General features: G+C 45.7%; 11 protein-coding genes. 6 read left to right on the plus strand and 5 right to left on the minus strand.

Translation table 11 applies throughout. From position 1 onward, the window contains the following. Nucleotides 1-26: 26 nt before the first annotated feature. The 5 genes from ACZIX4_RS00875 to ACZIX4_RS00895 all read right to left on the minus strand — a co-directional run bounded on the left by ACZIX4_RS00875 (nt 27) and on the right by ACZIX4_RS00895 (nt 17,731). Nucleotides 27-3,203, minus strand: coding sequence for a PKD domain-containing protein (locus ACZIX4_RS00875; protein ID WP_463333723.1), 3,177 nt, complete (start codon nt 3,201-3,203; stop codon nt 27-29). A gap of 375 nt (nt 3,204-3,578) precedes the next feature. Continuing rightward, a complete protein-coding gene (locus ACZIX4_RS00880; RefSeq protein WP_463333724.1) occupies nt 3,579-8,726 on the minus strand; it encodes a beta strand repeat-containing protein in 5,148 nt (1,715 codons plus the stop codon). Nucleotides 8,727-9,108: 382 nt separating this feature from the next. Continuing rightward, the gene (locus ACZIX4_RS00885; protein ID WP_463333725.1) at nt 9,109-11,883 is read right to left on the minus strand and encodes a beta strand repeat-containing protein; all 2,775 of its coding nucleotides are present in this window, start codon (nt 11,881-11,883) and stop codon (nt 9,109-9,111) included. A 250-nt stretch (nt 11,884-12,133) separates the two neighbouring features. After that, nucleotides 12,134-16,486 (minus strand): T9SS sorting signal type C domain-containing protein, encoded by a 4,353-nt coding sequence (locus tag ACZIX4_RS00890; RefSeq protein ID WP_463333726.1) that lies wholly within the window; start codon nt 16,484-16,486, stop codon nt 12,134-12,136. Nucleotides 16,487-16,693: 207 nt separating this feature from the next. Beyond that, nucleotides 16,694-17,731 carry an endonuclease gene (locus tag ACZIX4_RS00895; RefSeq protein ID WP_463333727.1) on the minus strand — a complete coding sequence of 346 codons (1,038 nt, stop codon included), beginning with the start codon at nt 17,729-17,731 and terminating at the stop codon, nt 16,694-16,696. A 263-nt stretch (nt 17,732-17,994) separates the two neighbouring features. Here ACZIX4_RS00895 and ACZIX4_RS00900 point away from each other — a divergent pair, with 263 nt between their 5' ends. From ACZIX4_RS00900 to ACZIX4_RS00925, 6 genes are read left to right on the plus strand one after another with little or no spacing between them, the layout of a single operon-like run. Beyond that, nucleotides 17,995-19,200 carry a hybrid sensor histidine kinase/response regulator gene (locus ACZIX4_RS00900; RefSeq protein WP_463333728.1) on the plus strand — a complete coding sequence of 402 codons (1,206 nt, stop codon included), beginning with the start codon at nt 17,995-17,997 and terminating at the stop codon, nt 19,198-19,200. Between the two features lie 27 nt (nt 19,201-19,227). Beyond that, nucleotides 19,228-22,812 (plus strand): response regulator, encoded by a 3,585-nt coding sequence (locus tag ACZIX4_RS00905; RefSeq protein WP_463333729.1) that lies wholly within the window; start codon nt 19,228-19,230, stop codon nt 22,810-22,812. Between the two features lie 18 nt (nt 22,813-22,830). Beyond that, nucleotides 22,831-23,202 carry a response regulator gene (locus ACZIX4_RS00910; RefSeq protein ID WP_463333730.1) on the plus strand — a complete coding sequence of 124 codons (372 nt, stop codon included), beginning with the start codon at nt 22,831-22,833 and terminating at the stop codon, nt 23,200-23,202. Between the two features lie 11 nt (nt 23,203-23,213). Continuing rightward, a complete protein-coding gene (locus ACZIX4_RS00915; protein WP_463333731.1) occupies nt 23,214-24,023 on the plus strand; it encodes a CheR family methyltransferase in 810 nt (269 codons plus the stop codon). Continuing rightward, nucleotides 24,005-24,598, plus strand: coding sequence for a chemotaxis protein CheB (locus ACZIX4_RS00920; RefSeq protein ID WP_463333732.1), 594 nt, complete (start codon nt 24,005-24,007; stop codon nt 24,596-24,598). Before ACZIX4_RS00915 ends, ACZIX4_RS00920 begins: the two co-directional genes overlap by 19 nt. 34 nt (nt 24,599-24,632) lie before the next feature. Beyond that, the gene (locus tag ACZIX4_RS00925) at nt 24,633-25,034 is read left to right on the plus strand and encodes an excinuclease ABC subunit B (RefSeq protein WP_463333733.1); all 402 of its coding nucleotides are present in this window, start codon (nt 24,633-24,635) and stop codon (nt 25,032-25,034) included. Nucleotides 25,035-25,040: the final 6 nt, after the last annotated feature.

A 25,040-nucleotide genomic window follows, 5' to 3' on the forward strand; every position in this document is an offset into this window, starting at 1 on the left:
CCAACTAATATAGCATTGCTGGATGCTTAGAAAACTATTTTCTTGCTAATAGTTCCCTTATCGGTATACGACCTTACTATAAGCACCTGGCTGGCTGTTCCCTGTGCGTCTATAGTATAGGCCGACCCATTAATAGTGGGGCTTTCAATAATTTTGCGGCCGTTAATGTCATATACCTCTACGCGGTTTAGCGTCATGCTGCCTGCGTTTATACCTATGCTGTTACCTGATTTATATACAACAAGTGCGTTATTTTCCGGGGTAACTTCACTTACAGATAAGGCAGTTTCGGTATACAGTATGTCAAAGCGGTCGTTAAATGTACCGGCTTCAGAGCTGAATGAGTAGTCGTTTGCAGTAAGGTTCCTTAGCAGGCCTTCCAGTTTATCGTACACATATATTTTTTGGCCTTCGGCAAATACACCATCGGTAAAGCCTATGCTTAGGGTATAGGTACCGGCTTCGGCGGCAAAGTAGCCCATAGGTACTATATCGGTATCGGCAAAGTCCGGCCTGGCCTGTACGGCAAGCGCATTGTCTTCTGCTATGGTAAAGAAGTCGCCATCGGCATTTTCAAAGCGTACTACGTCCCTGTGGGCATCAATACCCAGTGTAGCCGTAGGGCTGTATACTACTGCCAGCCTCAGGTTTTTGCTTGGCCCGCTAAGATCCAGTCCGTATTTAGAAACTTCCTGGGGTGCGCTTTTAAAGAACTGTGCATTGTGGTTACCACGGCGCATGGTGTTAGTAAACGTTACGTTAGCCGAAGAAAGTGCATCATCAGTCTGGATGAAGAAGCCCTGGCCCGGGTTAATAACCCAGTTTGCAGGAGCCACCTGGCTGTTAAAGAAGTTGTCCCAAATAGCACCACCGTATTGTGCCTCACCGGCTGCACCACCTGTTGCAGGGTTGCTTATAAATACATCGCGGGTAAGTATGGCGTAGCTGCTGGCATTAGGGTCGTTTATCTTCCTCCAGAAGTACAGACCGGTATTCGTTTCCATTTTTGTTTCATTCGCATCAAAGAAAGCCTGCACGTTTATTGGCGAAGGGTAGGGGTTACCTGTGGCGGTAAACCTTCCGGCACTTACTGACATGGCCTTGTTTATGGTACCGTTGTTTGGTACACCTACAAAGTTTCCGGTAAATATTATAGACGTGCTGCCTGTATTATAACCCGGAGTGCTATCTACATTCGGCATCCTTATCAGGAAGCCTTTTGCCGGGGCAAAGGTTGTAGTTAGCGGGTCTACCGGCCAGTAGGCTTCATAGTAGGTAGTACCACCGTCTGTAGTGTCGTACTTATATTCGTAGTAACGGTTAAGGCTTGTAGCCGGCGAAAAATTACGCAGCGTTTGTGTGCCTGTTACCGGCGATGACCACAGGGTATAATCCAGCCTGAAAAGTTGCGAACTCCTTCTTACGGCAGTAATGTTACCCGTGTTAGCCACATTGTTTACCTGTACCAGGTGGGCATTGCTTTCCAGTGTAAAGCTGCCACTGTTTACCATTATCTCATTTTGCAGCGTTACTGTATATTCAGACGGAATAATTACTACCGCGCCGTTGTTTACCTCAAGGGCACAACCATCAAGGTTAGTGGCTTCGCTGTAATTGCCGGTCATATAAATGCGGCTTCCGCTGGTAGGGGTTCCGTTACTCCATGTGGTACCATTCCACGTAGTGGTGTGTACGGTTAGTGTGGTTGTAGCGTATACTTCGGCATACGAGTTTAGTTTTACCACAGCCCTTACATAAGTAGTTTGTGTAAGCGGGCCTATTTCGGCACTGGTTAATGTAGGCGTGGTATTATTTATACTTGTTACCGAAGCAAATGAAGGGCTGGTACTGCGATCCCACCGCAAAATGTTTCCCGTATATCCACTCACGGTAAGGTTCCCGGGTGAATATCCGTAGCAAACCTGCCCCCCACCGCTTACGGTTCCAGCTACAGGAGGTTGTTCTATAGTTACGGTAGCCGTACCGGTTTTTTGTATGCCGTATATATCAGTTACAGTAACGGTATATGTGTAAGTTCCGGGTGTGGTAGAAGGGGCTGTTACTGAGGCGGTAGATCCCAGCCCGCTGCTCCATGAGTAGGTGTAAGGGGAGTTACATCCTGTTGTTGAAGCTGTTAGTGTTACCGTTTGTCCCACCTGGTAGCTGCCACTACCCGAAACGTTTACAGTGAAATTTCCTTTTGTTATACCATAAAGGTTTATAGCCTGTGTGAGTGCACCCAAACTTGCCAGGCCGTTCATTCTTATCGTTATACGGTCTACAGCTCCGCCCGGTTGTATGGGTAGTGATATTATTTGGCCGTTAGTGATAGCAGTACTAAGGCCCAGGGAAACAAACGCAGGGTCGTTTAAATAGGCGCTATATACCTGCGTGGGGCCGTTATAGGCTATAATTTGGGTATTTTCGAGTATGCCGAGGCTGAGGAGGGCGCTGTTTAAACTGAATTTTACAAAATAATAGTCTGAAGCTGCCGATGGCCCCTCAAAATACACGGTTTGCGATATGGATGTACCCACTCCCAGCTGCCCAAGGCTTATAATACTGTAGTTTGTAGCATCAGCATCTATAGCATACCATGAGTTAAACACCCCTGCGGTACCCAGCGATACCAGTCCGGTAGCAGTATACGAGGTATACGTACCTATGGCACAGTTTGCAGTACCGCTTACGTGAAACACGTCGTACACATCAAGCCAACGTTGTGCTACAATACCGTTCAGTTTGTTTTCAATACGGATGATGTTGTAAGTGGCATTTGGCGTAATTACAATATAGTAACTACCTGCGCTGTCGCGTACAACCCGCAAGCGGTGCTGGTCGTAATTGCTTGATGCCGAAAATACGCTTGTGGTTTCATTACGGGCGGAAACCTGTATGTATTGCTGCCCGAAAACAATACCTAATACGCTGTTTAAAAGGTTACCCACGGCACCTCCTACAAGGGCCTGTAGCTGGCCGCTGTCCTGCATATTAATTTTAATGTAAGTGGGTGTGTTTGCCGCAACGGGCGTAGAGTACTTTAATTCAATAGATCCTTCGAGTGATACTGTTACATTTGTTGTTGTGAGCCTTGCGGCGGTAGTTAAATTCTGGTCAGCAGCATTTGAGGTGCTGGCTGCCGAGAATGACGTGTTCACTGTAGTAGCATAAACCTTTGTTTGGGCTTTTGCAAATACAGTCATGAGTAAAAAACCGATCAGTAAAATGGGTTTTCTACAACTGCGGTGGTTGTAAAAGAACATCATAATCATTTATCATATAATGCTAAATTACATTCGCAAACGCCTCAAAGTCAATAGCTAAATTGTTAAAATTATGTTAAAATATGATAAATTCGTAATTTAAAGTAGTTAAAATTGTGAATTAAATAAAATTAAATGATTATATGTGAAAAATAAATATTTGGATGAAATTAATACAACTATTCCTAATGCATTTATAGGGAAAATCCCGGTTGTTAAATAAAAAATAAATTTGTTAATTAAGTGTGATAAAAAAATCCCCGCACTTTTTAGGTGCGGGGATTAAAATCAGATTTTATTTTCTGCGTAAAACGCTTAGAAGATGATCTTTTTTGATACGGTTCCTGTTGCAGTATTTACCTTAACAATGATAACCTGGTTTTCTACAGCAAGCTTATCTGTGCTGAAGTTTGTAGCGTTAATATTACTTTCGCTGTACAGTTTCCTGCCGCGTATGTCAAATATCTCCACGCCGTTTATAAGTGTGCTGCCTGCATTGATGCTAACAGTACTGTTGTTTTTAAACACCATAACGTTATTGCCTGCTACAGGGTTGTCTGTGCCCAGGGCGGTAGTGCTGTACAGTATTTCAAACCTGTTGTTGTTTACACCTTCGCCTGTGGCAAATGTATAAGGGTTTTCAAGGTTGTGTATTATACCTTCCTGGTTGTCTTTCAGGTATATTTTCTGTCCTTCTTCAAACACACCGTCTTTATTGGTAAGGGCTATGGTATATGTACCTGCCTGTGGTGTATAGAAACCTGCAGGAACCACATCGGTATTTTCAAACGAAGGCCTTGTTTGTACATTCAGCTTGTCATCACCGGCAAGTGAGTACAGCATTATAAACTCTTCGTTGTTTACTGCAAAAGCATCATAAGAGTAGTCTATACCTGTGGTAGCACCATCAAGGTACGCCACGCTCATTTGTCCTGCGTTACCGCTTTCGTCTATGATATCCAGCCAGTAGCGAGACAGGTCGGCCATGCCTTGCTGTTGCTTAAAGAATGATACGCCACCTGTTACAGCCGATTTCCTCATGGCATTGGTAAAGGTTACAGCCGGGGTGCCTGTAGCTGAACTGCTGGTTTGCACTATAAAGCCCTGTCCCGGAGCTATACGCCAGTTGCTTGGCGCCTGGTTAAAGTAGGTATCGTTAACCTGGCCACCGGTTGTAGCACCGTTTGCGGTGTTAAATGCATATGAAGTAGCAGTAACCGTAGCGTAAGACGAAGTACCTGCACTGTTGCGCTTCCTCCAGAAATAAAGCCCCGTACCCGATTGCAGTACGCCGCTGTTTTGTGCAAAAAACTCTGTTACACCTATTGGCGAAGCATAAGGGTTACCCACAGCAGTATAGCGGTTACCTGTAGTATTAAGGTTGCGTGTTATAGTACCGTTGTTTGGTACACCGTTAAACGAGCCTACAAAATAGTAGTCACCTTCACCGGCTATATACTGTGCAGGGGTAGTAGTACCACCGTTAGTAGTACCGGTAACGTCACCGGTAAGTATGTTTGGCATACGGATAAGGTAACTTTTTGCCAGTGCAAAAGTAGTTGAACTGGCTGTAACCGGAGAGTATAAACCTGAATCAAGGTACTCATAGAAACGGTTGGCCGCTGTACCTTCAGAGAATTGCTGTAGCGTTTGTGCACCCGATACCGGAGACGACCACAATGTATAATCAAGCCTGTACAGTGCGTTACTGTTTTTAATTACTACAACATTACCGGTGTTAGTGGCAGTATTGGTTTGTACCAGTGCACCGTTGTTTTGTACGGTAAAGGTACCGTTGTTAGTAATAGCGTTAGCTACTGTTATTGTTTTGTTAGGTGTAACCGTAACACTTTGTCCGTTGTTTACAGTAAGGGCACCTATGGTAAGGTCGCCATTAGTAGTAGTGTTATAAGTACCTGCTACAGTACCGCTGTCGGCCACAGTAGGGGTAACGCCTGTAGTAGCGCCATAGCTCCATGTAGAACCGTTCCATATAAGCTCTTTACCTGTAGTAACAGTAATTACGTTAGAGTTTCCACTGGTTGTATTAGTAGCAGTGTTTACTGAACGTACCCTATAATTATAAGAAGTATTTTGTGTAAGGCCATTAACTATCTGGCTTGTACCTGTTACTTCATAATCCTGGAAAGGCTGGATAAATGTTTCACTGCCTGTAGAAGTGTTGATGGTCATTTCATCTATATAAACCACTCCTATAGCCGGATTTATAATTTTGTAACTCACAGCTGGATTGGTGTCATTTATGGTTACGTTGTAAAACTCCCATGATGTACCTGTAGGTAAAGCAACAGTGGTAAAATTAGAGGCTACACCATTGATTACTTTTTGAACAGTAAGGTTAATTGCGTCAGATGTACCTTTTTTAGCATAAAAAGATATGTTAGATACCTTACTAAATGCAGGTGTGGTCATTGAACTTGAAGAGCCACCCTGCATCTGGGCACCTGCTATGCCGGTGTAGTAGGTTTGCGTGCTACCTCTTACGTTATCAAATATCCATGTACCGGTTGATAAATTAGAGGATGTATTAGAACCATAGCTACCTGGCATTCCAAGGCTAAAGTTTTCATAAAGGGTAGTGTTTACAATAGTACCGGTATATACATCAAGTTTATACTTATTTGCATTTGCTGCTGTATTCCAGTTTGCCTTAAATTCATGCGGAGTTATATCTGTAGCAGCTGTTGCTACAGGTGCAATTAATTCATCTTTTACCGATATGTTGTCAATATACCACTCGTCATCATCATTTTGGCTGTATACAAAAGCTATATAAACCGTTTGTCCTGCATAAGCGGAAAGATCAATCGTCCTTTGCGTCCAGGCGGCTGAAAACGTTGATTCGCCATAAGAAGTAACATTAGTAAATGAGCTTATTGTAGTTTGAGATGATGTGGATACTTTTATGTAGTGGGTAGCACCATAATCAGTTGCGAATGATTGTTTCTCAAAATAGCTTAGTTTTATTGCATTTCCGTTATTAGGAAGCACTATACCAGGAGTTACTAACCAGTCTTCGGCTACTTCCCCATCTGGTGCAACATCATAAGAAATACGTGCTGAACCGGCAGATCCGTTATAAGTTCCCGAAGTTGTACGGCTCCATTCTTCACTTACCCCATAACCGTTTGCACCTATAAATTTCGTCCAGCAGGTCGGAGGGAAAGTAGAAGCTTCGAAGTTTTCAGAAACAGGTAGGTTTAGTGATGCACATTGAGTTGTAAAACTTCCCTGTGGGGTAGAATAAGTTGTGCCTGATGTATTAGTTGCATATGCTTTGTAATAGTAAGTGGTGGCAGGAGCCAGGCTACTAAGGGTAACACTAAATGCACCACTGGCCAGGTTAGTACCTTGCACCTGAGTTCCCGAACCGTTAGCAAAACCACTTGAGGTACTATAATAAATGCCATAGGCACTTATAGCTGTGCTACAATTTGATATTGTGGCAGTAGCGGGTATAGTTGCTCCTGAACTTGTAATCCCGGCTGCAGTACTTGTGGTAACTGTTGGTGCTCCTGCTGCTGCACCTGTACCGGTAAGGCTGCTGGTAGGGCTGTTGCTACCGCCTGTTGTGCTACTTACAGTAATGGTTGCAGTTTTAGCGCCCGAAGATGTAGGGGTAAAGGTAACCACATAGGTAGCTGTGCCACCTACAGGAATAGAAGTTGAAGACAATCCACTTACAGCAAACATGCTGTTGCTTGTGCCTACAGCTATGCCCGAAGCAGCTGCGGTACCATTATTTGTTATGGTATAGGTAACAGGTGTGCCGGCAGTGCTAACACATACCGAACCGTGTGCTGTAGTACCGCTTATAGCAAGGACAGGTGCTACAACAGGGCCATACCATCCACTGAATGTTTCTACACCGGTTGTTGTACCAGCCGATGCTACAGGGGTAACGCTGTAGCGGATGTATTTTGCAAGCTGTGTACTGGTAAGTGTAAAAGTGGTAGCAGTTGCTCCCGAAATCTGGGCAGCGCCTGTACCGGTATTGTCGGTAGCGGTATACCACTTATAAGTAGAAGTCCCCTGAGGGTTGCTTTCGTAATCGGCATAGGTAAACGAACCTGTAAGCTGTGTACCTACTATATAGTTCGCGCCGGTAACAACTACGTTTGATGCAGTAGGTGCCTGGTTGGTAACGCTACCGCTTACCGTAACTGATGTAGTAGCACTGCCACCGCTTATGCTTATAGTTTCGCTATTATAGTTTCCGTCTGCAAGGCCTGCTTTAAGCTTTACATAAACAGGTGTACTGCTTAGTGTAGCTGTAGTGTAAGATATCGTTGCAGTAGAGCCAAAAGTTATATTATCTGAAGATACTACATAATCAGGGGCTGCAGTTACAGTAATACTACCTGGGGCGCCTGTAAGATTTGCACCTGAAAGGTTAAACGACTGGCTTGACGAAGGGCCATTTCCGTTAATGTAGCTAAATCCTGTTAGTGTGGCAGGTGTAGCTACAAGTGCTGGGGTTGTATTTACAATCCACCTCGCATATAGTGTTGTATTGGCAGCGGGCATTGTGTATGTAGCCCCTGTTGAATAGTTTGTGCCAGAACCATCGGCAGCAGTATTCCATCCACCAAATGTATATCCAGTCTTGATAAGGCTTCCCGTGTTTGACGGTAATGTAACGGAAGCGCCTGAAACATAACTGTTTCCTGTAGGAGCAGTTCCGGAAGTTTGGCTGTTACCGTCATAAGTTAGAGTATAAGTAGTAACTGTTGTCCATGAAACAGTTACGTCGTCAATACCCACGCCATGATCAGTTCCAGAAATATTTGTGTCTATCCATTTGATTACTAAGAAAGATCCGGCAGGTACCGAAATTCCAGATAAAGATACGGCAGATATTCCAGACCTGTTTGCACTGTTATTTCCATTTAGGGCTGCTGCTGTTGTAGCAGTTGCAATTGGTGCTGTAAACGTCAGGCCGGTAACTTGTGTCCAACTTGCAGTTGAATTATCGACTGATGTTTGAGCACTACTGTAAATTCTATAATAGAAATCTATCTTGTCCTGAGTAGAATTATTCTCCTTTCGCCATTGTTCTCCGGTATATGCTACAGAAATAGATGTTATAGCGGCCGAAGAATTGTTTTTGAGCTGTAATCCATAAGCTATGGCTCCGGATGCATTTGTAACGAATGACCCTAAAGCTCTATCGGACTCTATGTCAGTGCCATAGCTGTAAAGGCTTGCAGTTGATGTTGTACCGGCACTGGCAACCACATTACCTGAATAAGAACTATACCAATTCGATATAGTTGAGTTATTTGTCCAGGCTGTACTTGAAGTGGTTGGAAGCGTATTGAAATCCTGACTGTAAGAACCGGTCGTAGCCATACTTACCTGCCCCCATGTTACGTTCGCTCCCAGCAACAGCGTGGCAAGGAGGAACAATCTGTAAAAATTGCTCTGTAGTAGTTTTAGCATAAATTAAGCATTAAATTCTTCTTTTAACGAATGTGTATTTTTGGCTCAGCAAAGTTATATCAAATTTTATCACAAAAAACACTCTTACAGGCGATTATAATCACTATTAACATTATTAAATTGTTAAGTACTCCTGATTGCCAATAATGTAAAAAAAAGCCTCCATATTTTTATAACATGGAGGCTTGCCGCCAAAAACCACTCATTATTCCTATAGGGCGGCTTCATTTTGGGGGATCGCAATATATATATATGTAAGGATGCTTTGGCACTATATACGTAAGGCAATACCCGTATGGTTTTATTTTTATGTAAATTTTTTCAAAAAAAAATCCCCTCACTATACAGCGAAGGGACCAGAAGAAAATTACATACTACTTGTTTAAAAAACCAGTTTCTTGTTTGTGGTGCCTTTATCAGTTACTACCTGTACCAGTACTACCTGTTTTGCTATAGTAAGGTTTGCCGTAGTAGCGTTTTGTGTATTATATTTTTGTGTATACAGCAGCCTGCCGTTAAGGTCGTACACTGCTACACTCCTTATTATAGTATTGCCTGCATTTAGCTGTATAGTATTACCTTCTTTATATAGTGTTACCTCAGGTTGTTCCGTTATGGCAGGGGTAGCCAATGCCTGGGTGGTATATACCACTTCAAAACGTTCGTTAAAAACGCCAACTTCACTACTAAAGGTATAGTCATTCTCGCTCAGGTTGCGCAGTATACCTTCCTGGTTATCGCGCAGGTATACTTTTTGCCCTTCGGTAAAAATACCTTCGGTGTGATCCAGTCCTATAGTATAGTTACCCGTTGCAGTAGCGGTAAATCCCAGCGGTACTATATCTGTTATGTCAAAAGCCGGGCGTGCCTGTACGGCCAGGGTTTCGTTTTCGGCAAGGCTGTATAGTGCTATGTTTTCGCTGTCGGCCAGCCTCTGCCCATCGAAACCAAAATCGAGCCCCATTGTAGCTTCCTCCATATAAGCCACCGCCATCTGGCTGAAGCCATTGTTCGCATCGGTAAGGTTCAGCCACAGTTTCGGTGCTCCCTCCTGCTGCGCCATCTTCAGGAAAGCCTGCCCGCTGCCGGGTACTACCTTACGCATACTGTTATTAAAGGTAAGCACAGGGCTGCCGGTAACGCCGCTTTTGGTTTGCACTATAAAGCCTTGTCCGGGAGCTAAAAGCCAGGTGGTATTGCTACCGGTAAAATAACCCGAAGCATTTTGCCCGCCGGTGCTGTTTGTGGCATTTTGCCCGCTGCCGTTTGCCGTAAAGGCTGCAAGGGTAAGCGTGGCGTATGATGCTGTTGCGGCATTATTCCGCTTGCGCCAAAGGTATAATGCACCCGTTTGGCTTAGTACGGCACTGTTTTGCGTAAACAATTCGTATACGCTTATTGGCGAAGGGTATGGGTTACCTACAGCGGTAAAGCGGTTCCCTTCGTTAGACATCGGTACGGTTATGGTGCCGTTATTTGGTGCGCCGGTAAAGGTGCCAATAAACGGAACTGCGGTAGTGCCTTCATTGTACCCTGAAGTACCCAATACGTTTGGCATGCGTATCAGGTAGCCTTTCCCTGCGGCAAAGCTGGTAGCTGTGGCATCTACAGGTGCATAGGCTTCACTGTTTGTTGTGCTGATGTACTTATATTCATAAAAACGGTTTGCCGCTGTGGCGGGACTGAAGTCGTACATGTTTTGTGCTGCCACGGGAGACGACCACATGGTGTAATCCAACCTGTATAGCGTGTTGCTGTTTTTGTACTGTACTATCTGGCCGGTATTGGTTACATTATTTGTCTGTACCAATGCTGCATTGTTTTCTATGGTGAAATGCGATGCAACGCCGTTGTTAAAAAACTGGTTGTCTACGGTAAGGTTTTTACCCGAGCCTACTAATAGCGAAGCCGTGCTTTGCAGTGTAAGGTTATTTGCCACGCTCACATTCCCTGCAAGGGTTTTCTGCCCCGTGCCTGATAGGGTGAGGTAACCGTATTTTTGGCTGTTGCTTAGTGTGCCTATGGTTTGTGCCGTACCGTAATATTCCACAGTACTGCCGCTACTGAAGCTGTGCGTACCATACCCCGAAGGCAGGGTAGCGGTGCCGCCTATTTTTAGCGCACCACTGCCCGAAAGTGTTAGTGTCCCGCCGGTAGCCGAGTTGGCTGTATAGCTGCCCAAATCCAGTGTCCCTCCTGTAACGCTAAGGTTTGCAGGGCTGATGTTTGCGCTGAGGCTTACCGTGCCCGAAGCTACTGTTAAGGCGTTTAGAGCGCTTACTGTACTGCTACCCGGGAAGGATGTGGTGCCGGCCAACTGTAATATCAGTGTACCGTTATTGGTTAGCGTGCCACTGTTCGTATAACTTCCGGTTACTGTAAGTGATGCGCCGCTGTCTATAACAAGGGTGGCACCGCTGTTTATGGTAAGCCCGCTAAGGGTTTGGTTTTTTGCTATACGCAATGTACCACCGCTCTGTACCGTTACCGATGCAGCAGCAGGTAGTGCGCCCGATGTATTGTTCAGTTGCAGTGTACCTGCTTCTACCACAGTACTGCCCGTATAGGTGTTGCTGCCCGAAAGCACTACCGTAGAGTTCTGTTTAAGGTACAGGCTGCCGCTGCCGTTTATCACCCCGGCTATGGTAAGGGTTTTGGCATTGCTGCCGTATACATTAATAGTATTGCCAAAGGTGTTTACGTTGCCGTTTAGGGTAAGGTCGCCACTTACGGGGTTTATCTCGGTAGTGGCATCCAGCGAAATTTCAACGTTAAAGGTGTGGTTAACTGAGGAGAAGTTCTCCATTTTGGCACCTGCATTCTTAAAGAAGATTTTCTTGCCGTTATCGGTATTTATAGTGCGCGACCACGACGCCGAACTTTCAAAATAAATACGGTTTACACTAAAGTCGTCGCTTGAGTTCAGGTTCATGGTTACCTGGTTGTTGTTTGCAAAATGCAGGTAGTGGAACGAATAGCAATCGGGCCTTTTGCGGTTGCCGCCCCAGTTATAGTACCATTGGCCATCGCTGCCGTTATCGCAGGTGCTGCCCCATTCCCAGTTACCGTTAGGCGCTTCGCTGCGCCAGTACACATCGGTTTGTGCCTGTGCGGTAAAGCCAAAAAGTATATAAAATAGCAGTAGTAGTTTTTTCATACTGAAACAATTAGTAAGGGTAATATTCAATATTTAGTTATGTAAAACTACACCTATTTTAACATCTGCAATAGCTTCAATCGTTTTCGGAGTTTGCTACAACGTTTGCGTGTTGATAAGTTTTTGTTTTGAGGTTAATTTTTTGATGATACAATATTTTTGTTTTTCGCAATGAGATTGAGCTAATTACAAAGAAAAACCCCGCAGCTGTTGGGCTGCGGGGTTCAGTGAAGTGATTTTTATAATCGGTTTAGTAAACAATCTTTTTAGAAACAGTACCTTTTACGGTTTTTACTTCCACAATCAGTACCTGCTGCTGCGCGGTAAGGTTGCTTATTGTAGTTTCGGTAGTGCTTAGGCCACTTTGTGCAAACAGCTTCCTGCCGCGGATGTCGTACACAGTTACGCCTTCCATAAGGGTGCTGCCGGTATTGATGCCTATAGTGTTGCCATTTTTGTATACCACAACAGTGCTTGCATCTATAACAGGGTTTTCAGTACCCAGTGCGGTGGTAGTATATACAATGTCAAAACGTTCGTTAAACGTACCGGCCTCGGTAGTAAATGTATAGCTGTCTTCGGTTAGGTTGCGTACCAGGCCTTCCGCTTTATCTACAAGGAACACACTTTGCCCGTTGGCAAATACACCATCGTTGTGATCCATACTTATGGTATACTCGCCTGCCTGTGTGGCGTTGTAACCTGCAGTTACCACGTCCTGGTTTTCAAACTGAGGCCTTGCCTGTATGGTAAGGGTGTTTTCTTCAGCTAAAGTATACAGGCTTATGTTGTTTCCGTCTACCAGGGTTTTACCATCGTAACCAAAGTCAAAACCTGTAGAGGTATTTTCCATATAGGCTACCGCCATTTGGCTAAAGCCACCTGAGGTGTTGGTAAGGTTCAGCCAGTAGCGTGATTTGCTTATCCCTGCATTAGGGTTAGCATTCTTTAAGAATGCCTGCCCGGCAGATGATGCCTGTTTCCTCATGCTGTTGTTAAAGGTAAGCTCGGCACCTGTACCGGCGGTTGATTTGGTTTGTACCAAAAAGCCTTGTGCCGGTGCCAGTGTCCAGGTGGTTTCATCCGGGTTGGTAAAGTAACCCGACTGGTCCTGTCCGCCCGAAGCAGAACCGCTGTTAGCTGTAAATGCCGATAGTGTAAGTGTGGCGTAAGACGATACGTCGGCATCATTTTTCTTCCTCCACAGGTACAGGGCGCCGGTTTCCAGCACGCTGCTGTTTTGGGTTACAAATTCGTATACGCTAAGTGGTGACGGATAAGGGTTACCCACAGCGTTATATCGGCTTCCTTCCAACGAAAGCATGCGGGTTATGGTACCGTTATTAGGTACACCGGCAAATTCGCCTTCGTAGTAGTAGTTATCGGTGCCAGCTATATATTCGGCAGGTGTGGTTACATAATCATTAGTAGTACCGGTCACGTTGCCCGAAAGTACGTTTGGCATACGTATAAGGTAGCCTTTACCTGCTTCAAACAGGGTGGAAGAAGCTACCGGGCCGTACGCTGAAGCACTGATAGAGCTGAAATAGCCATACTCATAAAAACGTGTTGATGCTGTAGCCGGACTGAAATCATAAAGGCTAAGCCCTATTACCGGAGATGACCACATGGTGTAGTCTAACCTGAACAAAGGGTTGCTTGTTTTCAGCACAGTGATTTCTGCAGTATTGGCGGTAGTACTATTTTGTAATAATGATGCGTTGTTTTCTATTACAAAATCGGCCGCATCAGCATTGTTTGTTATGCCTTCTTCAAGTACTATGGTTGTATTTTCTGCCAGGGTAAAGGTATAGCTGTTATTAAGCGTTATGCTTTTGGCAGTAAATGTACCATCTGCAGTGGTGTTATAGTCTTCGGCAATAACCACATGGGTAAGTGCTGTAGGGGTTTGCCCGCTTGGTTGCCACTCCGGTGCGGTAAGGCCGTTCGGGATTACCCAGGTAACAGTGTCTGATAGTGTAGTTAAGCTTATAGTGTTAGAGTTGTCTGAAGTATCGTTTGTACTTGCAGCCCTGACCCTGTAATAAAAAGTAGTATTATCATCAACGCCGGTAATGCTGGCCGAAGTTCCGGTGGCCGGGAAGTTTTCGTAGCCGCTAACATAAGAAGCCACAAAACCGAAATCATGGCTGCCAAGGTTGCTTACATCGTTTATATCAAGGGTAATCCATTCTGTAGCCAGGGTAGGGAAACCGCTTGCAGGGTTTGTGGTAACACCGTGTGTTATGGTGTTTTTTCTCCTCAGGGTTTTGTCCAGTGTTGTAAATCCTCCGTTTACACGCCATTCTACGCCCGGATCTTCGCCTATACGGCCTATGATGTCTACGTTAGATGCTGTAGATATTTTATACAGTACTATAGCATCATCACCATTAAAGTTAACGGCGCTGTTAGTTGTTGTTGTGCCGGCATAAATGTTTGCACTGGTGTTCCTGTATACTATTGTAGCGCCGTTAGCCAGCGTACCTGTAAGTACAATGTCGTTAGATGCCGTGCCAGATCCGTTGGCATACAGCCTCAGCCTGTAATCGGTAAGGTTTACACTTGCACCGGTTCCGTTGTATATTTCAATGTACTTGTTGTTGCTGGTACCTTCTACGTATTCAGATATAAAAAGGTCGGTAGCGGTTACCCCGGCATTATACGCGCCAAAGGTAGGGCTGGTACTCACGTCTACAGTATAGGAGTCGGCACCCGAAACAGCATTCCAGTTGGCAGTGAATGAAGTCTGTGCTACAGCTGTTGCAGCTGTTGCCACTGGTGTACCAAGGCTGGCGGTGGTCAGTGTTTGTTGCGAACCGTTATAGGTACCGGTGCCGTCTATAACAAACGACCTGTAGTAATAGGTGGTAGAAGCCTGCAGGCCGCTAAGCGTAGCACTAAAGCTGCCTGAAGCAAGGTTGTTTGAATAAACTGTAGTGCCTGTGCCTATGGTAAAGCCTGTTGTAGTAGCATACTCAAAACCGTAAGTGGTAACGGCAGTACAGCCGGTAGTAACCGTAGCATTTACTGTAGCCGATACCTCTGTAATACCTGAGGTGGTTGAAGAGGTAGTTGTGGCGGCGGCAGTGTTTATACCGGTTCCGCTGGCGCTAACGGTAAATTGCGCAGTGCTGTTAGTTCCGGTGCCGGCTACCGATATGGTTCCGTTGTAGGTGGTGACAGATGGTGGTGCAAAACGCACGTACACTGTAATTTCGGCACCGTTATAACCTGTTATGGTAAGCGGTGAAGTGTAGGTTCCTGATTCTGTAAGTGAGTAACTGTACCCGGAAAGTTCAGATACCGTAATATCGGCATTAGAAAGGTTGGCACCGCTAAATACGATTGTCCCGGTAGCATAGGCATTGGTACATACACTGCCAAAGGTTAATGACGAACTTACCAGCGTAAGTGCAGGCGATGCAGCCGAGTTTGTGGCAAGGCTGGCAGATGGCCCGTAAGCCGAATCTACGCCTCCTGTATTTTGTGCGGTAACATCTACGGTGTAGTTAGTGCCCGGTGTAAGTCCGGTTATGGTTGTAGTGCCCCAGTTGGCTACGGTTTTGTAGGCAGGGCTTGCGCCAAGGGTGCCGTCAGCCTGTACGTATTGTGTGCTGTTTACACGGATGGCATACAGCACGGTACTGCCATTTCCGTTACCGTTAACGGCAACTTTAATGCTGGTTTGCTGCGGGTCGCTAAGCGTAGGAGCGGCAGGAGTCAGCGCCAGGGTGTAAAAAGAATACTCTGTACCGTAAGCCGTAGCACTCGATGAGTTTGTGGCATAAGCACGGTAATAATATAATGTGTTATTAGTAAGGCCAGACAGTGTGCTTGTAAAGCTACCGGTACCTGTGCCATCATCTGTTTTTGTGGTAAGCGCTATGGTAGGTGCAGCCGAGGTATTCCACACGGTACCTTTATGTGTAACCGAAACGCCGTTATCGGCAGTAACGTTACCGCCGCCGGTAGCCCCGGTACTGGTAACGCTGCTTATTGTAGTGGTAGTCACTTCCGGATAAACAGCAGCTTCTACAGTACCGTTAAAGGTGAAATCGTTTATACTGAAAGTAGATGTTGTGACTGTTGAAGCATTACCCCATACATAAAAACGTATTGTTATGGCTGAAGTAAGGTTTTGGTACGTGCTGGCACTCAGGTTTATAGTTGTGCCGGTTAGTGTAGGTGTACCAACACCGGCTGCGAAGCCGTCTAAGCTGGTACGTACCTCAGCACTTGTAACAGGATTTGATGCACTCGCCTGCGAAGTATACACAAAGCTGCTTAAATTTATTTTGTATCCTGTATTTGGGGTAAGGGTAAATTCAAAATAAGCGGTAGGGTCTAAAGCTGTGGTGTTCCAGCTGCTTGCATTATACCTGTTAGTTGCGTTGGTGCCTGTGGCTCCTGCTCCGCGGCCTATACCGCTTACGGTTATATTGGCGTTGGCGGTATCACCTGTTGTGTAAGGGTTAGAGGCATTAGGATTGGTGCCGGTAATCGGGTTTGTCCATATCGATTGCCCCCAGGATATAGCAGATACCAGCAGCAACGCCACCAGCAAAAGCCTGTTAACTTTTGTGTGTAAATTTTTTACCATTCGCAGTAATAATTAAAGTTCTAGTTTCGGTTTCAGAGAATAATATGCGTGACGCAAATATAGAATTAGAAATTTATTAATTAAAAGAATGTTGATAAGTAGTTGTTTTACTTTATGTTGTGATTTATATGTTGTTAAATGTAAATATCTTTATTAAAAATATAATTTGACAGGGTGTAAATTAAGAGGTTGTTAAAAAATCAGGACTTATTTACGTATCAGTTTTACGGTTTTAACATATTGGCCATTGGTAATTGTTAAAAAATACATGCCGGGCGCATTTTTCTCCACCGAAAAAGTACCGTCTGTTACAAATACAGGTACCTGTTGCCCCAGTGTATTATATAAGGTATATGTGTAGGTTGCGTTTTCGGTATTCATTATATGTACTTCGCCGCTGGTGCAGGCAGGGTACAAATAGATGTTGTTTAGTTTGTCGGTTGCTGTGGCAAGTAATCCCCAGGTGTCTTCAGCCTGCGGGCCGTTCCAGATACGGCTGGCCAGGTACGGGTTGTCTATAAAAGGGTTGCGGTTACCCTGTATATCCTCAAGTATATCATTGCGGTTGGTTTCATAGTCGCTTACAGGGTCTTCCTCGTTCCACTCCAGGAAAATATTCGGCATATCGGCATAGGTGCTGTAGTTGGTATCGCCTGCACCCACTACGGTAGCCTCGCACTGGTTGCCGTAGCGTACATACATGTACATCATCATGCGGGCTACGTCGCCTTTCCACTCATCGCCGGGGTAAAACTGGTCGTTAGGCAGGGTAGTGGCATGCCCGCTGCCATCGGCAAAAACGCGGTTACTGCGGCTGTTGTTCATGCTGTTGTCTATAGCCCTCAGGTGGTGCGCATCCGATCCCGGCCCTTCAAACTCCAGGTTAGGGTTGCCCAGCGACCGTGGGTATACATGTTCGCGTACCCAAAGCCCGTTGCAACTGCTGGTGTGGCAACTCAGGTCTTTATCGCGGGTGCGGTCGGTGCTAACTTCGGTGTCGGTGTCATCATAACCGTATACAAGCAGCACATTTTCGGCGTTGGTGGGGTCCAGGTCGGTTTGCTTCAGTGCGTTCCATACGCCCGGTGTATATACCAGTTCGGTAGTGTGGGTATCGGTAATCAGTGTTGCAAGTTGTGCTTTTAGGGCATCGCCGGTAAGGTTGAAATCAATACTGCTGTAGTATTGCGGTACCTGTGCGGTGGCTATAAAAGGCAGAGCTATAAGGAGTAAAAGTTTCTTCATCCAGCGTAATAGTTTAGTAAGACCAAAGATAATGCAAAACGCTATAGTGCTGGTAACACTATTGTTATATTACATTTATTTCTGCTAAATACGTTATCATTAAACCCTTAACAAGGCTTTAACAAATCTTTTTCCTATTTTTGGAACATGATGGCACCTTACTATTCCTGTTTTTCCTTATCTGCTGTGTGTTTGGCCTTTACAGGCTGCATTGGCACAAAGTACAATTACAGCCATTTTACCGGTAAAATTACCCAGCTGACATGATCCTTATTGTAGACGACCAGCGGGAGAACATCCTGCCCCTTAAAAAAATATTAGCCATACACAACCTCGACTGCGATTCGGCAGAATCGGGTGAGGAGGCGCTTATAAAAATCCTTAAAACCGATTATTCACTCATTATCCTCGATGTGCAGATGCCCGGCATGGACGGCTTTGAGGTAATGGAAATCATGGCCGGAAGCTCGCGCACGCGAGACATTCCCGTGATTTTCCTTTCGGCGATAAACAAGGAAAAGAAATACATTTCCAAAGGGTATGAAAGCGGTGCGGTAGATTATATTACCAAGCCCGTAGATCCAGACTTGCTGATACTTAAGGTGAAAACCTTCCTGAAACTGTACGAGCAAAAACAGGAACTGCGCCACATACGCGACATTCTCAGCAAGGAGATAGAAATACGCAAAGAGGCACAAGATAACCTTGAAGCCAAGGTAGAGGAACGTACCCGCGAACTGCTCCAGAAAAACGAGGAGCTGGAACTGCGTAACCACGAGTTGCAGCAATTCAGCTGGGTGGTATCGCACGACCTCAAGGAACCGTTGCGTAAAATAGAAATGTTTACCAAAATAATACGCGACAGGTATGTTACTTCAGGTGATGCGCTCGACTATATAAGCCGCACCCTGCGTTCGGCCGACCGTATGTCGCGGCTGATAACGGACCTGATTGATTATTCGCGACTTTCGTCTACCGCATTGCCCGAGCAGGTAAACCTGAATGAGGTTATAGATGAGGTGCTTACCGACTTTGATTACCTTATAGAGGAGAAGCATGCCCATGTACATATAGCACCGCTGCAACCCATACCGGGTGTGCGTAGCCAATTAAGGCAACTTTTTCAGAATTTAGTGGGAAATTCGCTTAAATTTGCCAAAGCGGGTGTCCCTGCCGAAATTACTATATGGGGAGAATATAGTAATGATAAAAGCTTTGACGCGCCTGCGGCTAATGCCACGGGCAATTTTTACCGTATAATTGTAAAAGACAATGGCATAGGCTTCGATGAAAAGTATTTAGACCGTATCTTTATCATCTTCCAGAGCCTTAACGACCGACAGCAGTATGACGGTACCGGTATAGGCCTGGCCATTGCCAAAAAGATAACAGAAAAGCACAACGGGATTATTACCGCCAAAAGCGCACCGGGCGAGGGTGCCAGCTTTGTTATGGTGTTCCCGGCTTAATATAACCAAAGACAAACACAAAATTAGATGAATACTAATTTCAGGAGGAATTTATTTATAGGCTTCGGTATATCGTTCATTATACTGATAGTGAGTTCGCTTGCATCTTACTTTTGTATAAAAAACCTACTGGACAGTACCGGATGGGTAGACCATACCCAGCAGGTAATATCTAACCTTAACGGAGGCAACACCGTAGTACTGGAAGCACAAACCAGTATGAGGGGCTACCTGATTACCGGTAAGGAAGAATACCTGACCCAGTACAAGGGTGCACAGAAAGAGTGTGATTCGTTTTTTGACGAGGTAGAGGTGCTTACTATAGACAACCCTACGCAGCAGCAAACCCTGCAAAAGCTGAAGCCGCTTACGGCTTCATTCTTTAATTTTATGAACGACCGTATAAAGCTGAAGCGCGAGCAGCGTATGGTTTACCCTGAAGATATAGACAAAGGACGTGAGCTTATGGCGGATATACGTAAGTGTATTGCCGACTTGCAAACCGAAGAACAACGCCTGCTGAAGCAGCGCATGGAATATACGGAACGCTACAGCGATGCATCAGTAGTTACAATAGTACTTGCAGCATTGCTGTCGCTTGTTATAAGCGGGTTCTATTTTTCAAGGATAATGCGTGATTATCGCGAACGTTCGCAGCTGCATGATGCACTAAAGGATAAAGATCGCGAAATGAGCGAACGTATAGAAGTTATCAGTGGTATTGCTTCGCAAATTTCGTCGGGTGATTATGAGATACGTACTGATGACCGTCAAAACGACTCGCTTGGTTCGTTAAGCGGCTCGCTGAATGCCATGGCCAGGTCGCTGAGCCAGTCATTCAAAACCCTGTCTGATAACGAATGGGAACAATCAGGTATAGCCGAACTTAATACCGTAATGATTGGCGAAAAACCGGTAGAGCAACTGTGCCGCGATATTGTAGACTACATAGCCGGTTACATCAATAGCGATGCTGCGGCTATTTATATTGTAGAAAACGATATGCTGAATGCTATGGCGGGTTACAGCTTTGTACCGACTGAAGCAAGGCGCAGTATACAGTTTGGCGACGGCGTGCTGGGGCAGGCGGCTTTATCTGGCAATATGATGGAGCTGAAAGGCCTTGACACAGAAAATGTAAGCATATCGTATGCGCTTGGCGAACTGAAGCCATCGCACATTATAGCCCTTCCTTTGGTAGACATTAAGGTAGAGGGCGCCATGGGGCTTGTAAGCGTTAAAGGCTTCAGCCCGCGTGAGGTTGAGTTCCTTAAAGCGGTTTCAAATAATATAGGTATTGCGCTTAAGGCGGCTCAAAACCGTAAGCGCCTGCAGGAATTGCTTGAAGAAACCCAGGCACAAAGCGAAGAACTGAGGGCACAGCACAGCGAACTGGAAAGCATGAATGCCGAGCTGGAAACCCAAACCGAAAAGCTACAGGCCAGCGAAGAAGAACTGCGCGTGCAGCAGGAAGAGCTTCAGCAAACCAATGAGGAGCTTAGCGAACGCGGTGCACTGCTTGAGGAGCGTAACCTGGAAATCCTTAAAAAATCGGAAGAACTGGAAATATCTACCCGATACAAGAGTGAGTTCCTGGCTAATATGTCGCATGAACTGCGTACCCCGCTTAACTCTATATTACTGTTAAGCAGGCTGCTTTCTGAAAACAGTGATGCTAACCTTAACGAGGAGCAAATAGAATTTGCAAGGGTAATACAAAGTTCCGGTAACGGGCTGTTAGGGCTTATCGATGAGATATTGGACCTTAGCAAAATAGAGGCCGGTAAAATGGATCTTGAATTCATAGATATTGCCACAGAAGAAGTTACATCTAACCTTAGGGGTATGTTTACCCCGCTGGCAAGGGAAAAGGCAATAAGCCTGTATATAGACGATAAAGATGCGCCGCTGGTGCTGCGTACCGATAAAATGCGCCTGGAGCAGATACTTAAAAACCTGCTTTCAAATGCGGTTAAGTTTACAACTGAAGGTAGTGTAACCCTTAGCGTAAAAAGGCATGCAAGCAATGATAAGCTATTACAGTTTACGGTTAAAGATACCGGCATAGGCATACCGCTGGAAAAACAAGCCATGGTGTTTGAAGCCTTCCAGCAGGCAGACGGCAGTACAAGGCGTAAGTTTGGTGGTACAGGCCTTGGCCTTTCCATCAGCCGCGAACTGGCCAAGCTGCTTAACGGCGAGCTTTCGCTGAAAAGCGAAGCAGGCAAGGGTAGTGAGTTTACCCTTACCATCCCGGTATACGGTGCCCCGGTACCGCAGCAGGTTACGGTGTCGCCTACTAATTTGGTACAGCCTAAAACCGATACAAAACCGGCTCAGGAAAAAGAAACCTTACTTGAAAAACCTATAGAAGAATACCGCAGTGCCGTAATCCCCGAAAGTGTGGAAGACGACCGCGAAGGCCTGCAACCCGGCGACCGTTCGGTACTTATTGTGGAAGATGACGTACCGTTTGCCCGCACCTTGCTCGACTTTACGCGCAAGCGTGGGTACAAAGGCATTGTAAGCGTACGTGGCGACCAGGCGCTTGATTTGGCCCTGGCCTATAAGCCATCGGGTATATTGCTGGATATAGAGCTTCCGGTGAAGAGCGGCTGGGAGGTTATGGAAGAACTGAAGGCAAATGCACAAACACGCCATATACCGGTGCACATCATGTCCAGCCATAAGCTTAAAAAAGAAAGCCTGCTTAAAGGTGCGGTTAACTTCCTGGATAAGCCTATGGCCTATGAACAGATACCGGATGTATTTAAGCGCATAGAGCATTTTATAAACCGCGAGTCGCAAAAGGTGCTTATTGTGGAAGACAACCCTAAGCATGCACAGGCGCTGGCGTATTTCCTTGGTTCGTACAATATTAATTCTGAAATAAAAAGCGCAGTTGTAGATGGTGTTGAGGCACTGAAACGCGAAGAGGTAGATTGTGTAATCCTTGATATGGGCGTGCCGGACAGGCAGGCCTACCAGATACTGGAAAACGTGAAACAGACCCCGGGACTGGAAAACCTTCCTGTTATAGTATTTACAGGCAAGAGCCTGTCTATGAAGGAAGAGTTTAAGATACGCAAGTATGCCGACAGTATTATTGTGAAAACGGCCCACTCGTACCAGCGTATGCTTGATGAGGTATCGCTGTTCCTGCACCTGGTGGAGGAAAACAAGGGCAAACCGGGCGATGCAGGCAAGAAACGTGGCGCACTGAACAATATACTGAGTGATAAAAAAGTACTTGTGGTAGACGACGATGTGCGTAACATTTACTCGCTTACCAAGGCGCTTGAATCGCTGAAGATGAACGTAATTACCGCCATAGACGGTAAAGAGGCACTGAAAACGCTGAACCAGAACCCTGATACCGATGTGGTGCTGCTGGATATGATGATGCCAAACATGGACGGCTACGAAACCGCCACGCACATAAGGCAGGACAACAGGTTTAAGAACCTTCCGGTGATTGCTGTAACGGCTAAGGCCATGACCGGCGACCGTGAGAAGTGTATCAATGCCGGTGCCAGCGATTACATTACCAAACCTGTAGATACCGACCAGCTGCTGTCGCTGCTAAGGGTATGGCTATACGACAAACAATGATCAATTTAATATAAAAGAATGGACGCAAAGAACAAAACCGTACTGATCATTGACGATGATGCCCGCAATATTTTTGCACTGAATGCCGTACTGAAATCCAGGGGTTACCGCTGTATTTCGGCACAGGGCGCGGCAGAGGCCATAGAACTGCTGGAAGGCGATATACCCACTGATGTGGTGCTTATAGATATGATGATGCCCGGCATGGACGGTTACCAGGCCATACCGGTTATAAAAGGGCTGGAAAACAGGCAGGGGATTCCCGTTATTGCCGTTACCGCACAGGCTATGGTGGGCGACCGCGAAAAATGCCTTAGGGCAGGCGCCGACGGCTATGTGTCTAAGCCTATAGATGTAGATAAACTGATGCAGCAGCTTGCCGCACTGTAATTTTAAAGTGTATGATAGAGGATAGGGAACTGCAACTCCTTATAAACGATATTTTTGAATACTACGGCTACGATTTTTCGGGCTATTCCCGGGCTTCCTTTAAGCGCCGGGTGGACAGGCTGTACCAAATTGACGGCTTTTCCAGTTTTGCCGAGTTCCTGTCACGCGTCAGGGTAGACGAGGCTTACTTCAGCCGTATGGTAGAGGAAATCACCGTAAACGTTACCGAAATGTTTCGCGACCCGGCGTTTTATGCCGTATTGCGAAACGAGATAATCCCCGTTTTGGCTACCAAGCCCTTCATCCGTATATGGCATGCGGGCTGCTCTACCGGAGAGGAGGTATACTCTATGGCCATCCTCCTTAAGGAAGCCAACCTTTTGCACAAAAGCCTTATTTACGCTACCGATATTAATACCAATGTACTTGATACTGCCAAAAGCGGCGTGTTCCCGTTGCGTATGATGAAGATGTACAGCGAAAACTACGTAGCGGCAGGGGGCAGGGAAGACTTTTCAAATTACTATATTGCCAATTACGGCATTGCCAAATTCAGTTCTGAGCTTTCAGAAAAAATGGTGTTTTCGCAGCACAACCTGGTGTCAGACCGCTCGTTTAACGAGTTTGACGTTATCCTGTGCCGAAACGTACTTATTTATTTTGATAAAGACCTTCAGGACCGCGCCCTGCACCTGTTTGACGACAGCCTGGCTACTTTGGGCTATATGATATTAGGTACAAAGGAAACCATTAAGTTTTCGGGCATACAAAAACAATACGAACAGCTGAGGAAAGAAAAAATATGGAAAAAGATTCGCTGACCGTAAAACGCCTGTTGCTTATCGGCGGTTCTGCCGGCAGCCTGGAAGTATTGATAAAAGCCCTGCCACAGCTACAGCCGCTAAACCATCTTTCTATGGTGATAGTGCTGCACAGGGCAAATACCGAAGACAGCCTGCTGGAAGAACTCATAGCCCTTAAAACCAGCACCACTGTTGAGGATATTGAAGATAAAACATTGCTGCAACGAGGCCGTATATACGTAGCCCCGGCAGATTATCACCTGCTTTTTGAAAAGAATGGCGAACTCAGCCTTGATGTTTCAGAAAAAGTCCACTACAGCAGGCCGAGTATTGATGTGGTATTCCAGTCGGCTGCCGATGCGTATGGAAGCGGTATTACCGCATTATTGCTTTCGGGTGCCAATGCCGACGGTACCGATGGGCTGAAGGCCGTTAAAGCAGCAGGGGGAAGCGTGGGTATACAGGATCCTGCCACGGCTGATATACCTTTTATGCCACAACATGCACTGGGTATTGTAGAGCCTGATAAGGTTTTTACCCCCGATGATTTACCACAAATTATTAACAACCTCGATGCAGGTTTGGATTTTTAACACGAAAAAGATATTTTCGCAGAAATCCTTTTTTATGAGCACCTACAACGAGAAACTCAGCCTATTGTCAGATATGATAGCTTTTGCACGTATAGACGGGCATGTAAACGAGCGCGAATACCGCTTCCTGACCATCATTGCAAAGCACCTCGATGTAGAAACCGATGTATTTGAAAGCCTGTTCAGCAAACCGGCCGAACACCTTACCATAAAAGATGAACACGAACGCATACTGCATTTTTACAGGCTGGCGCTACTAATGCACGCCGACGGTATACTGCACGATGCAGAGCAGGTAGCCATACACGAAATAGGTATTACTATGGGACTTAGCCCGTTTGCAACACAAAGCGTACTGGATGCTATGGAAGCTTCGGAAACAGGTATGGTAGACCCTAATTTTTTACTTGGACTGTTTAAGGCACAACAGAATTAATTTGCC

Source organism: Flavobacterium niveum (genome assembly GCF_055231775.1).